Origin of the sequence: Enterococcus sp., assembly GCF_032555305.1 — a bacterium.
Lineage (GTDB): Bacteria > Bacillota > Bacilli > Lactobacillales > Enterococcaceae > Enterococcus_A.
Genome location: NZ_JAWGOQ010000012.1, coordinates 22,032 through 39,951, shown reverse-complemented (window position 1 = coordinate 39,951; position 17,920 = coordinate 22,032). Strand labels below are relative to the sequence as shown.

21 protein-coding genes and 1 riboswitch are annotated in these 17,920 nt (G+C 40.9%); of the genes, 12 read left to right on the top strand and 9 right to left on the bottom strand.

All coding sequences use genetic code 11. The features are described 5' to 3' along the window. Positions 1-39 precede the first annotated feature (39 nt). The 4 genes from E6139_RS10415 to E6139_RS10400 form a co-directional block, all read right to left on the bottom strand. On the bottom strand, positions 40-648 hold the full coding sequence (locus E6139_RS10415; RefSeq protein WP_316403005.1) for a hypothetical protein: 609 nt from the start codon (positions 646-648) through the stop codon (positions 40-42). 55 nt (positions 649-703) lie between these two features. Beyond that, a complete protein-coding gene (locus tag E6139_RS10410) occupies positions 704-1,102 on the bottom strand; it encodes a hypothetical protein (protein ID WP_316403096.1) in 399 nt (132 codons plus the stop codon). Positions 1,103-1,173: 71 nt separating this feature from the next. Then, a complete protein-coding gene (locus tag E6139_RS10405) occupies positions 1,174-1,386 on the bottom strand; it encodes a hypothetical protein (RefSeq protein WP_316403004.1) in 213 nt (70 codons plus the stop codon). A gap of 22 nt (positions 1,387-1,408) precedes the next feature. Next, a complete protein-coding gene (locus tag E6139_RS10400) occupies positions 1,409-1,612 on the bottom strand; it encodes a hypothetical protein (protein WP_316403095.1) in 204 nt (67 codons plus the stop codon). Between the two features lie 429 nt (positions 1,613-2,041). Here E6139_RS10400 and E6139_RS10395 point away from each other — a divergent pair, with 429 nt between their 5' ends. Together E6139_RS10395 and E6139_RS10390 are read left to right on the top strand one after the other, a co-directional pair. Continuing rightward, positions 2,042-2,371 carry a hypothetical protein gene (locus tag E6139_RS10395; protein WP_316403003.1) on the top strand — a complete coding sequence of 110 codons (330 nt, stop codon included), beginning with the start codon at positions 2,042-2,044 and terminating at the stop codon, positions 2,369-2,371. 172 nt (positions 2,372-2,543) lie between these two features. Next, positions 2,544-3,383 (top strand): HAD family hydrolase, encoded by an 840-nt coding sequence (locus E6139_RS10390; protein WP_316403002.1) that lies wholly within the window; start codon positions 2,544-2,546, stop codon positions 3,381-3,383. Between the two features lie 174 nt (positions 3,384-3,557). Here E6139_RS10390 and E6139_RS10385 read toward each other — a convergent pair whose 3' ends face one another. Further along, entirely contained in the window at positions 3,558-3,788 is a 231-nt protein-coding gene (locus tag E6139_RS10385; protein WP_316403001.1) for an addiction module antitoxin, read from the bottom strand. A gap of 163 nt (positions 3,789-3,951) precedes the next feature. Between E6139_RS10385 and E6139_RS10380 the strand changes: the two genes are divergently transcribed. Next, a complete protein-coding gene (locus E6139_RS10380; protein WP_316403000.1) occupies positions 3,952-4,215 on the top strand; it encodes a cytoplasmic protein in 264 nt (87 codons plus the stop codon). Between the two features lie 93 nt (positions 4,216-4,308). Here the strand turns inward: E6139_RS10380 and E6139_RS10375 are convergent, their stop codons facing one another. The 3 genes from E6139_RS10375 to E6139_RS10365 form a co-directional block, all read right to left on the bottom strand. Then, on the bottom strand, positions 4,309-5,259 hold the full coding sequence (locus tag E6139_RS10375) for an alpha/beta hydrolase (protein ID WP_316402999.1): 951 nt from the start codon (positions 5,257-5,259) through the stop codon (positions 4,309-4,311). 247 nt (positions 5,260-5,506) lie between these two features. Then, entirely contained in the window at positions 5,507-6,685 is a 1,179-nt protein-coding gene (locus tag E6139_RS10370; protein ID WP_316402998.1) for an aminotransferase class I/II-fold pyridoxal phosphate-dependent enzyme, read from the bottom strand. Positions 6,686-6,695: 10 nt separating this feature from the next. Beyond that, positions 6,696-8,012, bottom strand: a complete 1,317-nt coding sequence (locus E6139_RS10365) for a PTS sugar transporter subunit IIC (RefSeq protein ID WP_316402997.1) — start codon at positions 8,010-8,012, stop codon at positions 6,696-6,698. Between the two features lie 184 nt (positions 8,013-8,196). Here E6139_RS10365 and E6139_RS10360 point away from each other — a divergent pair, with 184 nt between their 5' ends. From E6139_RS10360 to E6139_RS10320, 9 genes are all read left to right on the top strand, one after another. Further along, a complete protein-coding gene (locus E6139_RS10360) occupies positions 8,197-9,045 on the top strand; it encodes a MurR/RpiR family transcriptional regulator (protein ID WP_316402996.1) in 849 nt (282 codons plus the stop codon). Between the two features lie 51 nt (positions 9,046-9,096). After that, positions 9,097-9,348 carry a DUF5316 family protein gene (locus tag E6139_RS10355; RefSeq protein ID WP_316402995.1) on the top strand — a complete coding sequence of 84 codons (252 nt, stop codon included), beginning with the start codon at positions 9,097-9,099 and terminating at the stop codon, positions 9,346-9,348. Positions 9,349-9,580: 232 nt separating this feature from the next. Further along, a riboswitch (cobalamin riboswitch) is annotated at positions 9,581-9,704 on the top strand. A gap of 86 nt (positions 9,705-9,790) precedes the next feature. Next, positions 9,791-10,198, top strand: coding sequence for a DUF4430 domain-containing protein (locus E6139_RS10350; protein ID WP_316402994.1), 408 nt, complete (start codon positions 9,791-9,793; stop codon positions 10,196-10,198). Further along, a complete protein-coding gene (locus E6139_RS10345; protein ID WP_410470522.1) occupies positions 10,164-10,739 on the top strand; it encodes an ECF transporter S component in 576 nt (191 codons plus the stop codon). Before E6139_RS10350 ends, E6139_RS10345 begins: the two co-directional genes overlap by 35 nt. Positions 10,740-10,892: 153 nt before the next feature. Next, positions 10,893-12,251 (top strand): FAD-dependent oxidoreductase, encoded by a 1,359-nt coding sequence (locus E6139_RS10340; protein ID WP_316402992.1) that lies wholly within the window; start codon positions 10,893-10,895, stop codon positions 12,249-12,251. Between the two features lie 206 nt (positions 12,252-12,457). Then, positions 12,458-13,237: a hypothetical protein gene (locus E6139_RS10335; RefSeq protein WP_316402991.1), complete on the top strand. Its 780-nt coding sequence runs from the start codon at positions 12,458-12,460 to the stop codon at positions 13,235-13,237. Positions 13,238-13,329: 92 nt separating this feature from the next. Beyond that, positions 13,330-14,709 carry a PTS transporter subunit EIIC gene (locus tag E6139_RS10330; RefSeq protein WP_316402990.1) on the top strand — a complete coding sequence of 460 codons (1,380 nt, stop codon included), beginning with the start codon at positions 13,330-13,332 and terminating at the stop codon, positions 14,707-14,709. A gap of 1 nt (position 14,710) precedes the next feature. Beyond that, positions 14,711-16,171 (top strand): glycoside hydrolase family 1 protein, encoded by a 1,461-nt coding sequence (locus E6139_RS10325; protein ID WP_316402989.1) that lies wholly within the window; start codon positions 14,711-14,713, stop codon positions 16,169-16,171. A gap of 238 nt (positions 16,172-16,409) precedes the next feature. Further along, positions 16,410-16,817: a VOC family protein gene (locus tag E6139_RS10320; protein WP_316402988.1), complete on the top strand. Its 408-nt coding sequence runs from the start codon at positions 16,410-16,412 to the stop codon at positions 16,815-16,817. 201 nt (positions 16,818-17,018) lie between these two features. On the opposite strand, the gene E6139_RS10315 is transcribed toward E6139_RS10320, so the two are convergent. After that, positions 17,019-17,858: a sugar phosphate isomerase/epimerase gene (locus E6139_RS10315; protein WP_316402987.1), complete on the bottom strand. Its 840-nt coding sequence runs from the start codon at positions 17,856-17,858 to the stop codon at positions 17,019-17,021. Between the last annotated feature and the right edge of the window lie 62 nt (positions 17,859-17,920).

Here is a 17,920-nt window from a genome sequence, read left to right as displayed (position 1 = left end):
ATGAAATTGTCAATGTTCGAGTGTAATCGCGAAAAAGGTTTATTCCCGCGGGATTTCAGTGGGGCCTTCTTTGTTTTTCTTCCTGATTCTGTGGAGCCATTGCAGTAGTCCGTTTCGTGCGTTTGTTTCTTGAATGGAATCTGGCTCACTCAGTGGTGCAGAATCCTGTTTTGGTTCGATCTGCTGGATTGGCAGAATTTTTGATTGTGGAAGAGCGTCCTTTTCCACTGTTGCTTCTAGTTTTTCTGTTGGTTCAATACTAGTTAATCGCTTGAAATAGCGACCATGTGGTGTCGTTGGTAATACTGTTTGCTTTGGTGCCGCCGGTTTTTCCTGTGGTTCCTCCGTCACGTTAAAGCATTGTACTTCTTCACAGTTAGATACTTTGGCTGGTTTGCCGTAATAGGTAAGACCCTTCGTTTCCGTGTCCGGACCAAACATCACCGTGTCAATGTGGGTCAAAACTTTTGCCGTGACAACCGAATCAAATAGTTTTACGCCGTTTTCTGTACAAATATCTAGTTTTGTTAGTAGTTCGCAAGCTTCTTTGATCTTTGGGGTCGGTAGGTTGGGGCCGAGCCCTCTATAGGTCCAGTCATGGGTGCTGCCATCGCCTTTGCCAAAGGTCACAATTAAATCCTCGGTCATTGCATTTTTTCCTTCCTCTTTTTTCTGCGTAGGTTATTTGTTAAAGTTTATTCTTTCAAGGCTCATTGGTTTCTTCAGGACGGACAAATGAAAAGAAGGAACGGACTTTTGATACGACTTTCTCGCCAAAGCTTCTTTGTGGTGAGACTCTTTGCGGGAATACTTTCGAGCTCAGAGTCTGCCACTCAGGAGCCATAAAGTAATCTTCAAAGTAATGAAAGAAACGTTTCATGGAGCGAGTTGCCTTGGTATTCATAAACAATTCACGGACAAGATCCTTTAGAAAGAGATCAAACTCCGCCGCTCCCAGCTGATTGCGCGCCTTTATGGCTAGGATATATTGAATCGTGATACTGCTGTTTTGTGTAGCTTGATAGAAATTGGTGATACGAGTTTCTAATGTTTTTGGTTTTAGATTGAATAGCTGTCGGAACGACAGGGGTTGGGTCTGCATCATGGGTTCTCATCCTTTCTTTTGTGGGTAGAGGAAGGCGGCAGCGCTACCGCCATTCCTCAATCGTTGATTTAGAAAATAATTCGTTCGATGGTTTCGACATACTTGGCGGTTTCCACGGTGTGGAAGAGTTCCGCGCCGTCTTTCTGACAAAGCTTCACGCCTGTCATTCGTTCTAGCAGACCTTTGATCTCAGTGTCTGTTTTGTTAGTGTCTGGGTCGTTGAAGCTCCAAATCTGGTTTTTACCAAAGCTATTTTTGAATGTTGCAACGATTTTTAGCATTTATTTTTCTCCTCTCTAATTTTTATTTGGTGTAACGTGCTTGGCTGGTTAAGACCACACCATACAGCTCGCTACCTTCAACAGATAACCCTTTCATGATTTCTCCTAGTTCAAGGACTTTTTCTTCGCTTGGATTTTCGATCACATTTTGGAAGCTGATTTTCTTCACTTTCTCTCCGCCTGCGTCAATCTCTACTTGTAATTTGTTTCCGATATGTTGAATCATCATTATTTCCTCCAGTTTGATTTTTTGTTCCAGCCGGTGACTAGAATATAAACGGTTTCAAAAGAGAATGCGAATCGCAAAATTGCATTTTCCCCCTTAAATTTGCACGTTTTGAACACAAGATTAGGCTTTTTGAGAGGTTAAGTGGCAAATTTGGGGATGTAAGTGCAATTTTGCTATTTGACAAATTCTACATTTTAGTATTTGGTACGAAGCGTTGATTTGAGAGAGTTTTAGGTAGATAGTCTTTCCAAAATATATCTAAATATCCGATTTTAGCTTAAGTCTTTCTTAATAAATAGCGTCCCAATTTCCTTGAGAGCATACTAGGAAAAGGTCTCGGCCAAGACAGAAAAACACGAATTCATAGTGATATAATTGAGATACATAAACGCGAAAAGCGGTCTTTTTAGTAAGGGTGAACGTATAATGAGGGAAGTTTTACAGGTTGTCGGGTTTGTTTTGGGGATCGCAGCGATCATTTTAATGGTTAAAATTTCAAATGATTCTGCCAAAGGAGAAAAGATGACTTACGATCTGATCGTGACAATTCCGAAAAGCAAAGCAGAGCGGTTCGCTGGAAATGCGACGATCGCTTCCTATGCTGCTTGGGTGGACTATGGGGATGGACATTTCCGCGGGTTTGCGACTGTCGATAAGCAGGAAATGAAGGCGGTCGTCATGGAGACGCTGGATCTGACGGATTCAGAGGTGACGATTATCAATGCGGCGGATAATTTTACCAAATTTAGAGCGTGAAGCCGCTGTGGTATAATAAAAAGATACGACAAAAGCTGGTATTAACAGCTTTTTCCATTTATAATGTGTAACTATCAGGCATTTTGTGAATTTCCGAACATAACGATAGTATTGGAATGAAAACCTGTTTAGGGCTAATTTCTAAGTAGTTTTTTTAGAATGGAGAAGTGGAATGGGGAAAATCGTATTTTTAGATATTGATGGAACATTGTGTGACGATAGCGGGGCGGTTCCAGAAAGTGCTAAGAAGGCAATCAGGCAAGCGCACCAGAAGGGGCATCAATTCTTTTTATGTACTGGGCGTTCGAAGGCGGAGGTACCTGAAGAGGTATTAAGCTTACCGATTAGCGGGATGATAGGAGCAGGCGGAGGCTATTGCGAAGTTGAAGGAGAAGTGATTCTCCATCAGGTTTTTGACTCTGAGGAATTGAAGAAGCTTATCGTCTTTTTAGAAGACAATGGTGTGGAATACTATCTTGAGTCTAACCAAGGGATATTCGCAAGTGCTAATCTGCGAAGCCGCTTGATTCAGCTAGCCTTGAATGGCTTATCTGAAAATTCAATCGAGGGCCAAGAAAAAATAAAGGGCATTAGTTGGTTTTTAGAGCTTCTGATTGAAGATCCAGCTCGCATCAACTATGAGGATGTCAACAAGGTTTCCTTCATCAATCAATCCGTGCCATATGAGGTAATTCACTCCAGATATGACGGCGACTTTCACATGCTGCGCAGCACGGTTCCCGCCTTTGGTCCGGATAGCGGCGAGATTGGACTGAAGAATCTCAATAAAAAGACTGCGATCGAAACACTGTTAGAGCACATTGGGCGTGAGAAACTGGACTGTCTGGCATTCGGCGATGGTGAGAATGATATCCCAATGTTTGAGGCGGTTGAGACAGGCATTGCGATGGCAAATGCTCATGATAATCTAAAGGCGGTCGCTGATGAGATCACTTTCACCTCTAGCGAAGATGGTATCGCGCATATGCTGGAGAAGCTTCGGTTGGTTTGAGCTTCGAATTAGAATCCATAAGAAAAGACCGATTCCTTGTGTAAAAGGATCGGTCTTTTTGACGAAAAAATGATTCACTTTTTTCTTCAATGCTTACATGTAGCTCATGATCGAATATACGTTGAGCAGACTTATTGATAGCTATTTCTAAGGCGTTGATCATGTATTCGATCGTCAAATATCTGTTAGTTCTTGGTACAATCCATCATGTTTTTGAACAGACTTGGCGATCATCATTTCCAAATCTTCGTGATCTTCGTCAAGAACTTCTTTCTTTGCATTAGCAGCCTTTAATTTCTCTTCGTCGACAAAAACGATATCGGATTCGCTTGCGCCTATGCTCTCTATAAATTCTTTTGAAAGTGTGAGAACTACTGAGTTTTCAATTTTTCTAATTGTCATCATTAGAGCCGCCTTTCGTATAGCTAGTATATCATGGCGAGCCATCCATCTCACAATTTATCAAAACAAAGCATACGCTAAAAAAGGGATTCCCAACCGCTGTCCATCCATTGTAAAATAGAATTCTAAAAGTGCTCCGCTGCGAGATCTAATCAAGGAGAAAAGGATGAAAGAAATCTATAAAATCGCTCACAACTACTCGATCTACAACAAAGATTTGCTGAAAAAATCTGGTATCTGCGGCTGTTTCTATTGCTGCTCGCTGTTTGAATATGACAGCATCGAAGAATGGATCGATGGAGAACCGGACCCCACAGCTCTGTGTCCAAATTGTAGTATTGACTCCATCATTTCACGAAACGATACTTACACTTTATCCGTAGATTTTTTGGAAAAAATGAGAGCTGTTTGGTTTTGGCCGATTGGTTAGAGCGAGGGAGTAGGGCTCTTTTTACGAGTAATAGTCTAGAAAGTAATAAAAAGGATCGAGCAAAAATGACATTTTGCTCGATCTTTTGTCGTTCTATTTCTTGTTTCGTTTATTCAACCAATCGGTGGAAACATCCATCGCTGCTCTGGCCGCGTTGCTCTTATCCATGGAATTGACCATTACAAAATCATGGATCATCCCTTGGAACCGCATTTGCGTGACATCCACACCGGCATCTCGCAGGTGGCGGGCGTATTCTTCGCCTTCGTCTCTCAATACATCGGCTTCGCCATTAAGGATCATAGCGGCTGGAAGGCCGGTCAGATCTTCTTTGGTTGCTTGCAGAGGGGAGATGGTTTTGATGGTGGCGTCTTGCCCCTCCGGCAAATAATTATTCCAGAACCATTTCATACCTTCTTTAGCTAAGAAATAATCCGTCGCAAATTGATTATACGATTCGTTGTCAAAGGCGTGATTCGTTACTGGATAGTATAGTAATTGCTGATTGATTTTTGGTCCTTTTCGATCCTTAGCCAGCATGGTGAGGACTGTCGCCATATTGCCTCCGACGCTATCACCGGCAACTGTGATCCGGTCGGTGTCGTATGCTCCGTCAGCGTTTTCTACTAATTTCAAAAGTGTCGCGTAGCTCTGTTCGATCGCTACAGGATATTTCGCTTCAGGTGAGCGGTCGTATTCAGGAACAAAGACGATCGAGTTGGTTCGCACGGCTAATTCACGTACTAATTTGTCATGAGTATGGGCACTGCCTAATACCCAGCCGGCGCCATGGATGTATAAAATGACCGAAAGCTTCTCAGTCGCATCCATTGGTTTGACTGTTCGTACATTGATCCTGCCGTATTCCCCCAGATCCCAAGTCTCGTCCTGAATATCAGCGGCTAACTTTTCGACAGGTGAATCTTGGACTTGCTCTAATAGTGCGCGTGCTTCGTCAAGGGGTAACTGATAAATAAAAGGTTCTTCTTCGTTCGCAATACTAAATTCTAAAGCTGATTTTTCTAAGGAGATTCTTTTTGTCATAGCTATTCCCACTTTCTTGATTCAACAGACATCATAATCGCAAACGTTATCATTATCAAAGGATTGGCTTGTTAAGTTGTGGTCAAATTTATGTAGGCTCTCTTTGAGGATATCTATATGGCAAATCAGTGCTTAATAGAAAAAATTACAAGACAAACCGTGAAGCAGCTCTTGAATCTAGGATTTAGAGGTTGCTAACACGGTCATTTTGTCTGAATATTTTTAGAGTGTTTGTTCTTTTTGAGTTTTATAAATCATTTTTTCCATAGGCATGATCTAACGCTTGCTGAATATCAGCAATGATAGTTTGGGGATTTTCCAAACCTAGATACATACGCATATGCGAGGTTTTAAGTCCGCGTTCTTTTAGTTTTTCGATGTTGTTTCCTTTGAATGCGGGCAAGATGAGGCTCTCAAATCCTCCCCAGCTGACACCTAACGAAACGACGTTTAAGCTGTTGACGAATTTAGTCAGTTTCTCGAAATCATCATCGACCATATTGATTGAGAATAATGAACCAAAACCAGATAAGTATTTTTGAGCTAATTTTTGTTGATCTTCATCGCCTAAATAAGGATGGTAGACCTGATTTATTCTTGGATCTTTTGAAAGAGCGTTCAAAACTACACGGATAGATTGATCTAAATGATTCATTCTCACAGGTAAGGTACGCAAGCCGCGAATAGCAAGCCACGAATTGAAGGGGCTGATTGTTGCGCCTAAAGATTGATGCCCATGTTCAAAAATAGTATCAACCAATTTTTTTTCACCAGTGACCACACCACCCACGATATCGGAATGACCACCAATATATTTAGATAATGAATGAATAACAATATCTACCCCATAATTCAATGGTTTATGGAACAATGGAGAGGACCAAGTGCCGTCAATTACTGTTTTGATTCCTCGTTTCTTGGCATAGTTACTGATCCATTCAATATCAAGTAATTGGAATTTTTGTGTTGATGGACTTTCGAAGTAAATCACTTTGGTATTTTCCTTCACATGCTCTACCAAGTCTGATGCCTGCTGAACATCTACTCTGTCTGACGAAATATCAAATTTTTCAAGATATTTCGCGAAAGCAGCAGCCTCGCCGTAGATCGTATTTAGCATCAATACGTGATCGCCGGCGTTTAGAAGTGTAAACAATGTAGCGGAGATAGCCCCCATTCCGGAAGCGAAAACCTTACATTTTTCTCCGTTCTCAAGCATTGCCAGTTTATCTTCTAAAATTTTCGTTGTAGGATTGGTGCCTCTGGTATAAACGTAATTATTTTTTTCATCCGTACTTACCGCGAGAAAATCTTCATACGTTTCATAACGAAACGAGGAAGTCATCGTAATATCTGGAGACATCGGAAAATAGCTTCCTTCAGCTCTAGACACAGTAGTACAAATATCTTCATCATAACAATTCATCAAATCACTCCTAATAATCTAAGTCAGCTTCAGTAGCTTCTGGAACTTCTTCTTTACGGTATTGGTTATCTAAGGCCCTTACAAACGGATAATAGATTGCGACGCAGACAATGACGGCTAATACTTGTGTGACAGCCCCTTGCCAACCTGCAGTTAAGAATCCTGAAAATAGAAATGGAGTAGCCCAAGGAGCTTGAATTCCAGTAAACATCGGCATGAATCCGATCGACATTGAAGTGATCGTAATCAGAACAGAAACGATTGGCGCCAAAGTAATTGGGATCACTATCAATGGATTAAAAATAACCGGCAATCCGAAAATCAGGGGCTCATTAATATTGAAAAATGAAGGGATGACCGCTATTTTAGACATTGCCTTCATTCTGGAAGAACGGCCTACTAAGACCATGGCAATAGCTAATCCAATCGTACATCCGGCGCCACCGATCGTCGCAAATTGATCCAGCATCTGAACTGTGCCGAAATTACCTGTATGGTTTGTGAGCTTTCCTAAACCTTCCAATGTTTGATTCTTATCAGCATTTGCATAAAGTATTGGATATAACATTGAATTGATCACAGTTGGATGAACCCCAAACCACCAAAGCAGACCATTTAATCCAGAAACAATAATGATCGCAAATGGCGTTCCAACGATTCCTTGAAGTGGGACTTGCAATGCGCTGTAGATCAATTCTGGAAATGAGCCAGAAATAAATGTACTTAGACCATTTATGAGCAGAGCAATAAATGCAATCAATATTCCTGGAATCAAAGCGCTGAAGGCTTTTGATACCATACTTGGGACGCTTTCAGGCATTTTGATAGTAATATTTCGTTTGATACACAAACGTGTCAGTTCAACAGAAACAATTGACATGATGATCGCTGTGATGATTCCTTGTGTTCCCAACCAATCGAAAGACAAAACCTTTTCGATCACTTCACCAGATTCTGATACGACAGTTTTTGGCAGGACAATAACATAAGCCACAATTCCTAAAATCATAGAAGTCAGTTTGTCCATCGAATAGCTTTCTGCCAATTTGTACGACATAGTACCAGCAAACATCAAACCCATCATGTTGAAGGTAGCGCGGTAAGCAGGGGAAATAAAATTAACCCAGTCTTTTCCAAAAATACCACTCATGAAATCAGCATACCCAGCAATTGGAAAATCTGTGATTAACATGAATAAAGAACCGACAATCGTAAGTGGCATAATCGCAAAAAATCCGCCTCTTAATGCTCTAAAGTAACGCATTTCAGTGAGCTTGGACACTCTTGGAACTAATTTTTCTTCGACCCACTGTGTAATTTTTTTCATTATTTTCTCCTCCTGATGTTTAATATAAATAGGACGCCATTCAATGTACATCGATAGTATTAATAATAGTAAATCAAAACTAATTGTAAACGCTTAGAAATCAATTCGTATTTTTGTTTCAGATTTGTTATTCTATAGCTACTAAAAAACTGTAACAATGTTTCAATACTTGGGGGAACTTCAAATGAACTTACTTGAGTTTTTAAAGACTAATTCAAATTTTACTAATAGCGAAATGACCGTTGTTCGATACGTTTTAGACAATACAGAAGCGGTGTTGAACGAATCGATTTATATTATTGCTGAGAAAACCAATACATCAACACCGACAATTGTAAGATTGTGTAAAAAATGCGGGATGAAAGGGTTTAGGGAGTTTAAGATTTCTTTAGCCAGAGATTTAGAAATGCAATTGAATGCTATTCGATCAGTGGATACCAACGTTCCTTTTGAATCTAAAGATACAGATCTGATTATTTCAAAAAAGATAGCTCATCTAAGCTCAGAAACCATTTTTTCGACTCAACAGCTTTTGACTACAGCAAAATTAAATTTGGCTGTTAAGCTGATCAGTAATGCAGAAAATCTTTTTGGTATTGGTGTAAGTGATCCATATTTAAGGTTAAAGGATTTTCAACTGAAACTTTTACGGATCAACATCTACTTGAAACTGATCGATTTACAGGCGGAGCAATATCATATGGCGAAAAAAGCTGGCAAGAATGATGTAGCGATAATCATTTCGAACAGTGGAAGAACGGCTGAAATTGTAAATGATGCGAAAGAGTTCTATTTAAATAAAACACCGATCATTGCTATTACAGGAAATCCTAGTAGTCCATTGGCAAAATATGCGACTGTAGTTTTTGAACTACCGAGTCAAAAGGATGAAAAATTCAAGGTCTCTAATTTTTCCTCTCAATTATCCATAGAATATATTTTGAACGTATTGTACTCATGCATTTTCAATTCGAATTACGAAGAAAACCTTTCAGAGAATAAATCAACACCGATTGCACTATTCGAGTTCTAAGCTTGTATGAGAAAATTGACAATGAATAGCAGAGTCAAGGAGGTGATTGTGATGAAAAAGTACGGTATTCCTTTTGTTGCTGGTTGTTTACTTTCGATAATCTTGTATCTATTTACGCTGACGGTGATTATAAAATATATCGGATTTGGCGCGCTCATTCTAGGTCTGATATTATCTGGTACGCTGGTTTCAGGGGACCGAATGAGAGCGAATGCACAGAGTGGATCTGCTCTCCCGAAGGACCTTTACCTTCAAATCATCCTATTCTCAATTCCAGTTCTTGCTGCATATTTTTTCAGCTAGTTTTTGCGAGAAACTTCAAAATTAGAAAAATCTGCATTATTTTTATTCCTCTCCTTCATAACTACTGCCACAAAGGCAATTTTCTCCTATTTCCTATTACTTATTTGTTTTGTCTTGAAATCGACTGAAAGATTGGCCGGATAGTGTTTCTTTAAGAGGATAAATCTGTTATTTTGGATATAGAAGGAAAGACTGTTTTATTCGATTGGGATTTTTTTGGATGAAATAAGTATTGTTACCGACAATTAAATATTCTTCAATCAGCGACTAGGAAAAAGGTGAGAATCCTTTGCAGTCCCTTTCTACTGTGATGCGTCAGGCAAAGTCAGATACTAGTGTTGATTGATTCGAACAAGCAATATCGGGGCGTTTGTTTCTGCTTTTTTAGGCACCCATTGTTTTTGGGTGCCATTTTAATTTTTTAATTTAAGGGGATAGGACGATGAAGAAAAGAAATTTAGTTTTTGCACTAATGGTAAGTTTAATGATTTTTGGCGGATGCACATCTAAAGAGGCGGATTCTGCAGACAGCAGCTCAGCGAAGGAACAGGTATCAAGTAGTGAGAAGAACGAACAAAAAGCAACCATTACATTATTAGATGGAGACAACGAGATATCGAAGAAAGAGGTAAATTTTAAGAAAGATCAGAATTTATTTGATGTGCTAAAGAAGAATTATCAGATTGAAGACGATGATGGCATGATCACATCGATCGACGGTCATGCTCAGGACGCCAAGGCCAACAAGTATTGGGTATTTACCATCAATGACGAACAAGTGAATTCCGGAGCAAAGGATGTTACCTTGAAGAAGGATGATCGTGTGGTGTTCAAGCTTGAACAATTCTAAACGAACCGTTTATTCGACATTTTCGCTAGGAGTAAAGGAATTAAGTTTATTGGCGATGTTTGTCGCCTTGTGTGTGGTTAGTCGTACGTTCTTTCAATTTATTGTGAATGTGCAGCCAGTTACGGCGATCCTATTAATTATCACGATCTATTGGGGGACTTATCAAGGGCTGCTGGTCAGCTTGCTGTCGATCCTCATAACAAACTTTTATATGGGGATGGGTGTTTGGACGATCGCTCAAGTCGCGACCTATTTTCTAATTATGATGCTGACGGGATTGCTCAGAAAGGTACCAAAATTCAAACAAAGTATTCTGATACAGGCGATCTATGCCGGTATCACTGGACTGCTGTTTGGTTTTCTTATCTCGGCTATCCAAGCGCCATTTCTTGGAATATCAGCTTTTTTACCCTACTATTTAGCTGGAATTCCCGTGGATACGATGCACGCCGCAGGAAATGTGGTTTTCTACATTCTATTGGCTCCTGTCTTGAAGAAATTATTGACAGAAACGATCCAGCGATGGCGTAAAGAAAAGTAATACGTTGATACCAGAAAGCCGAAACACCTGCGATGATTAATCTCGCAGGTGTTTTTGTTTATCGCTTTCCCTTCCTGAGCTAATAAATGTCTTTCTCCATAGAGGGTACGCTACAATAAAAGGGTATCAAATAATTAGTAGGAGGGATTTTTGATGAAGGTTATTGTATTAGGATCTTCACACGGCGGCTATGAAGCGGTCGAAGAGTTACTATTGACTCATCCCAAAGCGGAAGTTCAATGGTACGAAAAAGGCGACTTTATCTCATTCATGGGTTGAGGCACGCAACTATATCTCGAAGGAGTCGTAAAGGATGTCAATTCCATTCGTTACATGACAGCCGAAGAGATGGAACAACGCGGGGTTCGCGTTTTTACCAATACTGAAATTACCAAAGTAATACCTGATAAACACGAAGTTGAAGTCTTAGACCATGTCAGCGGGGAAACTCGCAAGGAAAGCTATGACAAATTGATTCTTAGCCCAGGGGCAAATCCATTTATTCTGCCAGTTCCTGGTCATGATCTGAAAAATATCGAAACGATGCGCGGTCGTCAGGACACGATTGATCTGAAGCTGCATTCGGTTGATCCAGATAACGAAAACGTGGTCGTTATTGGCGGCGGCTATATCGGAATCGAAGCGGCGGAAGCTTTCGCTAAAGCAGGCAAGAAGGTAACACTGGTGGATATCATCACACGTCCATTAGGTGTCTATCTTGATGAGGAATTCACTGGAATTTTGGAAAAAGAAATGACGGACAACGGCATGAATCTAGCGATGGAAGAAAAAGTCGTCGAATTTGTCGGTGAAAATGGCAAAGTCAGCAAAGTCATAACCGATAAAGGGGAGTACCCTGCTGAATTAGTCGTGATGTCTGCTGGTGTTAGACCCAATACAGCATGGCTGAAGGATGCGGTTGAGATGCATCCAAACGGCATGATCAAAACAGATGAATACATGCGGACAAGTGCAGAGGATGTTTTCGCAGTCGGTGATGCCACCTTGATCCAATACAATCCGGGTCAGACAGCGGTCAATATCGCACTTGCAACCAACGCCCGTCGTCAAGGACGCTACGCTGTGAAAAACCTAACCGAAGCCAACCAGCCATTCCCAGGAGTGCAGGGCTCATCGGCATTACGGGTATTTGACTATAAGTTTGCCTCGACCGGCTTGAACGATCAGATGGCGGACCGTCTAAATATCAAGACGAAATCTGTCTTATTAGATCAAGAGACGTTGATGGACTTTATTCCAGCAGATATGAAGGAGCGGATGCTCTTCAAGCTGGTCTATGATCCAGAAACCTTGGCGATCCTAGGCGCGCAAATCATGTCGAAAAAAGATCTGACTGCGAATATCAATGCGATCTCTATCGCAATTCAAACGAAGTTCACCATCGAGCAGCTAGCTTATGCGGACTTCTTCTTCCAACCAGAGTTCGACACGCCGTGGAATCTACTGAATATGGCGGGTCTAAAGGCACTGCAACAGGAGAATGAAGCTTAGTGACAGGGATTCTTTTAAAATAAAATGTAGTTAATGGGACCACAGAAACGGTGAGAGATCACTCTTTCCTGTGGTCTTTTTGAGTTTTATCCTATAAGCCGTAATCGATCGATTACTCAGCTGGTTAAAAAATGCTATTATTGATTTAGTAAGACTTTTATAGAAGTTGTTCATACTATCTAGACGCAGTGGAAAGGTGAAGAAAAATGAATGAGTTAAACAAATATGGACTATTAAACTCTCTCTTGGGGATTATTAATAACTATGATGAAGACGATTCGAGAGTAATCATCGCAAAGTATTTTTTGACCCATTTTGATCGATTAGATGAGATCAATATTTATGATGCGGCTGATGAATGTTTTGTGACTAGAACCTCTATCCGACGATTTGCTAAGTTTATTGGATTTGACAATTTTCGCCACCTAAAGAAAGATCATGAGCAGTATGATTACTATCTTCAATTTGATGAAAAGGATAATTATCCCGGCTATTTGGCGGATCAGATCATTCAAATGGCTGACAATCTTAGAAATGTTGTGGGAACAGAAATAGATCAAATCGTCAAAACCATCATGGGTTCTCGTGAGATTATATTTTTAGTCTCAGATATCTATGGAGCCAGATGCTTAGAGTTTCAAAAAGAAATGATCTTTTCAGGGAAAATGGTTCGTATTGTTTCTTATAATTATTCTGAAAACAAGGTCCTTAAGAACATAAATCCGGATGATTTAATTATTGTTATTTCAGTTCTGGGAAGCTTTACATATCAGATCAACGATTTTATCAATACTTTGCATTGTAAAAAAGCGATCATGACATCTATGGAAGATGACGATATGTTGGGTAAGTATGACCTTGTTCTTCCGATGGGGGAAATAGGGCATCCATCCTCAAAAACGGTCTATCATACATTAGCGATAGAATATTATTTAGATGTTGTTTACCATGAATATCAAAAGCAGGTGAGGAAAAAGGGGACATAATCTGCCCCTTTTTTTTATTTGGCATTTGTTAGACTATAAATGAATTCGAAACGTTTATCTGCAGATAACTACCATTATGAGGAGGAGCGTTTATGTCTAATAGGGAATTGAGTAAAGAAATATTGTCTGCCTTTGGAGGTGAGGGCAATATTATCAATGCGACACATTGTGCGACCAGACTACGTTTGACCATCAAAAATGAAGATCAAGTAAATGAAGAGACTGTCAAGAAAATAAAGGGTGTTCTGGGATTAGTCAAAAACGAAAATGAGTATCAGGTAATCATCGGAACGAGTGTGAACGCGGTCTACTTGGAGTTCAGTAAATTGGGTAAATTTGGAAGCGGTGACACAGATGGGCGTTCAGGTACTGGAACGGTAGCACTGCAGAAGAAAGAGAAAAAGAATTATTATTTGATTGCTACGGATTTTATTGCTGGCACGGTGCTGCCGACGCTGCCGATCATCGTCGCTGGCGGAATGATGAGCGCGGTTCTAGTGATGTGCAAAACCTTCTTCAACCTATCAACCGAAACTGGAACTTATACTGTCTTAAATTCGATCTACACAGCAGCTTTTACATTTCTACCGATATTTGTCGGCTATAATGCTGCTAAAAAACTGACGATCAATCCAATGTTGGGTTCATTATTGGGAGCTGTTTTGGTTTCCCCCGATATTAGCGGGGTCGAAAAGCTTGATTTTCTTGGAATTCCAGTGACCACCGCCAATTATGGCAGCACGATCTTACCAGTCATCTTTGGAGTTTTATTTATGGCGTTGGTTTACCGACCTTTGGATAAATACATACCAAAGGAAGTGAAGTTTTTCTTTGTCCCATTATTAACCATGCTAATTACGGTACCTGTTACTTTAGTCTGTTTAGCGCCGATCGGGACATGGCTCGGGCAATGGATAGGAGTTGGTTTAATTTGGTTAAATGAAAATCTTGGTTGGTTATCGGTCGGCGTGATTGGTGCGGCATCAGCCGTCCTAGTCTTTACTGGAACTGGAACAGGACTATATGCAGCGATCTTTCTGGCGTTTTCGGAAAATGGTTTTGAGAATTTTATGATGCCGGGGATGTTAGCAGGGAATCTTGCGATCGGCGGTGCTGCGATCGCCGCAATGACACTCGTAAAAAACAAGGAGACAAAAGCAATGGCCTTCTCATCCGGGTTAACAGCCGTCTTTGGCATCACCGAGCCAGCAATTTTCGGGGTGTTGATCCCATACCAAAAACCGTTCATCAGTGCCGCGATTGGTGGTGGTATTGGAGGTCTATTCGCTGGCTTTACGCATGTTGCGGAATATGCCTTCGTTTCTCCTGGAGTAGCGAGTATCGTGGCATTCATCAATCCAGATGGTACTCACACGAACCTTATCATGGCAATCGGGACCATGTTAATAGCATTTTTAGGAGCATTCATTGCGACGAGAATTATAGGACTTAAAGAAGGAGTGACGGAATAATATGAAGAACAATGACTATGTATTTCCAAAGGGATTTTTATGGGGTGGTGCAACAGCTGCAACTCAATGCGAAGGTGCTTGGGATAAGGAAGGCAAAGGAGCTTCTGTGCTGGATCATTGTACAAATGGTGATCGGGAGCATCCCCGTAAGGTGACGGATGTGATTGACTCAGAAAACCACTTTTACCCAAGTCACAAAGGGTGTTTGCAATACGAGCGTTTTGAAGAGGATATTGAACTGTTTGCAGAAATGGGATTTAAAACCTATCGTCTTTCCATCAACTGGTCGCGTATTTTTCCAAATGGCGACGATGAGCAGCCGAATCAGGCTGGGTTGGATTATTACCGAAGACTATTTGAGAAATGCCGTGAACATGATATTGAACCGACCGTGACAATGACTCATTACGATATTCCATGGAATATTTGTGTGAAATATGGCGGATGGACAAATCGTGAAGTCATTGATCTGTTTGTCAAATATGCAGAAACAATTTTGACAGAATATAAGGGTCTTGTTACTCGCTGGCTAACACATAATGAAATCAATTTTGGTACGATCTCCTATGGGGAATTGATCACTTCTGGTATTCTGCCAAAACATAGACAGATCGTGATGCATGATGCGGATGCAACTACAGAAGATGTGAATAATCGTTTCCAAGCCCTTCACCATGAGTTTGTCGCCAGTGCCAAGGTTGTTCAACTTGCCCATGAGATTGACTCAAATAACGAGGTTGGCTGTATGATGTGCGGCTTTGCCTTCTATCCTTTATCCTGTAAGCCTGGTGATGTGGCTGCAGCCCAACGTGACATGGAAATTTGGAATTATTACTGTATGGACGTCATGTGTAAGGGGAAGTATTCCTATTGGGCAAAACGCTATTGGAAAGAAAATGAAATCAGCCTGTCTATTTTTGCGGATGACTACAGAGTCCTAGAAAATGGAACCGTCGATTTTATTAGCTTTAGTTATTATCGGACAGATTGTTCAACGGACGAACTAGAAATGCACGAGGGTTCAACCGATTTTGGTATGCAAAACCCATTGTTAGAAGCAACTGATTGGGGCTGGACAATTGATCCGGCAGGGTTAAGATGGCTACTGAACGAATATTATGCGCGTTATGAAAAGCCATTAATGATTGTTGAAAATGGGATTGGTGCGTACGAAACGATGGAAGCAGACGGAAAGATCCATGACATGCATCGAATCGAGTACATGAGAGAGCACTTCAAGGCCATGGCTCAAGCAATCGAGGATGGGGTAGAACTCATTGGCTATGCGTGCTGGAGTGCGATCGATATTGTTTCAGCAGGAACGGGAGAATTCAAAAAACGCTATGGTTTAATCTATGTAGATGCCGATGATTTGGGTAATGGTACTTATGACCGCTATAAAAAAGATTCCTTCCACTGGTATAAAAGGGTGATCGCATGTAATGGTAGTAACCTAGACTAAATAGGTCGATTCTTGATGATACAGAAATTTCTATCAGAAAGTACCGATCCTCAAAAGTAAACTTTTTCGGAGCAGAGCCCTCTGCTCCGATTTTTTGTGCAGCTGGCTAGTTTAGCCGACTTCTTTCGGGATTACGCCCATTTTTTTGTGTAAAGGTAAGATTCTCGACTTTTTGATAGATGAGGCGACTATGGATGGTATACTGAAAAAAAGTCCATTTTTTGAGGAGGAATCTGTCATGGTGACACCATATATCGTATTTGACCGTCAATGTGAAGAAGCGATGCTGTTTTATGAAAGGGTGTTTTCTGGCGAAAAGAAGACCATCCTGAGATACAATGATTATGTTCCGATCGGTGTGGAGGAGGATGTCAGCAACTATGTACTGCATGGTGAAATGGAGCTGTTCGGCACTCCTATGACCTTTGCGGATGAAGTCGCAAAGCCCGTGATTACTGGCAATAATATGCACCTGACCATCAATCCAAGTAATGTGGCGGAAGGCTCCAAAATGTTCAATGAACTGCAAGAAGGCGGTGAAGTCCTGCTGCCGCCGACCGAAGCCTTCTATAGTCCGCTGCACGCTGCGGTCAAGGATAAGTATAGCATCGTGTGGAATATCATCGTTGTTCAGAAAAAAATCTGATGGACAGAAAAAAATGAACACACAAATGGAGCATCAGTTGCCACGTTTGATTGTAGAAAACGGGTTGGAACAGCGATAATTATATCAACTACCAATATACCTATTTCGTGTGGATAAACGCTAATTCGACATAAGTCATTCAGAAGTGGAGTGACTTATGTCGATTACAAATTATAGTTGCTAATAATCAGAGTGGATTCTCTATACTCGGTCATAAAGCTCTTTGAGATAACTTAGCGCATTAGGTAAATGCTCTTCAGCTGTAGCTTCTAAGCTAGCAAACATCAATGGCTTATCGTATTTTAAGAATTTCAGAATTTGAGTATAGTCCATCCATCCGGTACCAACGGGAACGATTTTTATTTGTCCATTTTCCACTACAAAATCCTTTAAGTGCATGGAACAGATATCGTCTCGTAAATTTGTCAGGGCCTGATGAATGACTTCTTTTTGCTGCTGATGGTTTTCGACAGACATCAGATTCGCACAGTCCATAATGATTCGCAGGTTTGGCGACTGAATCTCTTGAACCAATTGTTTGGCTAAATCAGCAGTATAAAGGGGATGATTGATGCCAGCTTCAATTCCGACGATGACACCTAATTTTTCAGCGCAGGCTACTAGCTCAGCAATAGACTGTCTAGCTGTTTGATAGGCCTCCTTGGTATAGTTTTTCGTTGTATAACCATTTCCTACACTGCCAGTTTCGGTTCCAACAACTGCTGCTTGAAAGCTTGAGGCAACAGCAATATGGCGCTTGAAATGGTCGATGGCTTGGTTTCGAATCATCGAATCTGGACTAGCTAGATTAACATAGCAGCCTAAGACAGAGACTTTGATTCCTAGACGGGCAAAATAATCTCCAAAGAAATGGCCTGTACCGCTAGAGATGCTGTCGAGGCTGGGTACTGCATCAGGGAATGACTTTTGTACCGCTAATTGTATATGGGAAAACCCATTGGCAAGCAATTTTTCACCAAGCTCTTCACGGGAATGCGCATGAATATCATGCGCACGAATTCCTAAATTTAAAGGCAGCATTTTCCTTCTCCTTCTTCCTAAAAGTGTATTCATTTTTCTTTCAACGAACTTGAGGGGCATTC

Coding starts and splice junctions, on each gene's coding strand:
- E6139_RS10415 (WP_316403005.1), bottom strand. CDS start 648: ATGACCGAGGATTTAATTGTGACCTTTGGCAAAGGCGATGGCAGCACC.
- E6139_RS10410 (WP_316403096.1), bottom strand. CDS start 1,102: ATGCAGACCCAACCCCTGTCGTTCCGACAGCTATTCAATCTAAAACCA.
- E6139_RS10405 (WP_316403004.1), bottom strand. CDS start 1,386: ATGCTAAAAATCGTTGCAACATTCAAAAATAGCTTTGGTAAAAACCAG.
- E6139_RS10400 (WP_316403095.1), bottom strand. CDS start 1,612: ATGATTCAACATATCGGAAACAAATTACAAGTAGAGATTGACGCAGGC.
- E6139_RS10395 (WP_316403003.1), top strand. CDS start 2,042: ATGAGGGAAGTTTTACAGGTTGTCGGGTTTGTTTTGGGGATCGCAGCG.
- E6139_RS10390 (WP_316403002.1), top strand. CDS start 2,544: ATGGGGAAAATCGTATTTTTAGATATTGATGGAACATTGTGTGACGAT.
- E6139_RS10385 (WP_316403001.1), bottom strand. CDS start 3,788: ATGATGACAATTAGAAAAATTGAAAACTCAGTAGTTCTCACACTTTCA.
- E6139_RS10380 (WP_316403000.1), top strand. CDS start 3,952: ATGAAAGAAATCTATAAAATCGCTCACAACTACTCGATCTACAACAAA.
- E6139_RS10375 (WP_316402999.1), bottom strand. CDS start 5,259: ATGACAAAAAGAATCTCCTTAGAAAAATCAGCTTTAGAATTTAGTATT.
- E6139_RS10370 (WP_316402998.1), bottom strand. CDS start 6,685: ATGAATTGTTATGATGAAGATATTTGTACTACTGTGTCTAGAGCTGAA.
- E6139_RS10365 (WP_316402997.1), bottom strand. CDS start 8,012: ATGAAAAAAATTACACAGTGGGTCGAAGAAAAATTAGTTCCAAGAGTG.
- E6139_RS10360 (WP_316402996.1), top strand. CDS start 8,197: ATGAACTTACTTGAGTTTTTAAAGACTAATTCAAATTTTACTAATAGC.
- E6139_RS10355 (WP_316402995.1), top strand. CDS start 9,097: ATGAAAAAGTACGGTATTCCTTTTGTTGCTGGTTGTTTACTTTCGATA.
- E6139_RS10350 (WP_316402994.1), top strand. CDS start 9,791: ATGAAGAAAAGAAATTTAGTTTTTGCACTAATGGTAAGTTTAATGATT.
- E6139_RS10345 (WP_410470522.1), top strand. CDS start 10,164: ATGATCGTGTGGTGTTCAAGCTTGAACAATTCTAAACGAACCGTTTAT.
- E6139_RS10335 (WP_316402991.1), top strand. CDS start 12,458: ATGAATGAGTTAAACAAATATGGACTATTAAACTCTCTCTTGGGGATT.
- E6139_RS10330 (WP_316402990.1), top strand. CDS start 13,330: ATGTCTAATAGGGAATTGAGTAAAGAAATATTGTCTGCCTTTGGAGGT.
- E6139_RS10325 (WP_316402989.1), top strand. CDS start 14,711: ATGAAGAACAATGACTATGTATTTCCAAAGGGATTTTTATGGGGTGGT.
- E6139_RS10320 (WP_316402988.1), top strand. CDS start 16,410: ATGGTGACACCATATATCGTATTTGACCGTCAATGTGAAGAAGCGATG.
- E6139_RS10315 (WP_316402987.1), bottom strand. CDS start 17,858: ATGCTGCCTTTAAATTTAGGAATTCGTGCGCATGATATTCATGCGCAT.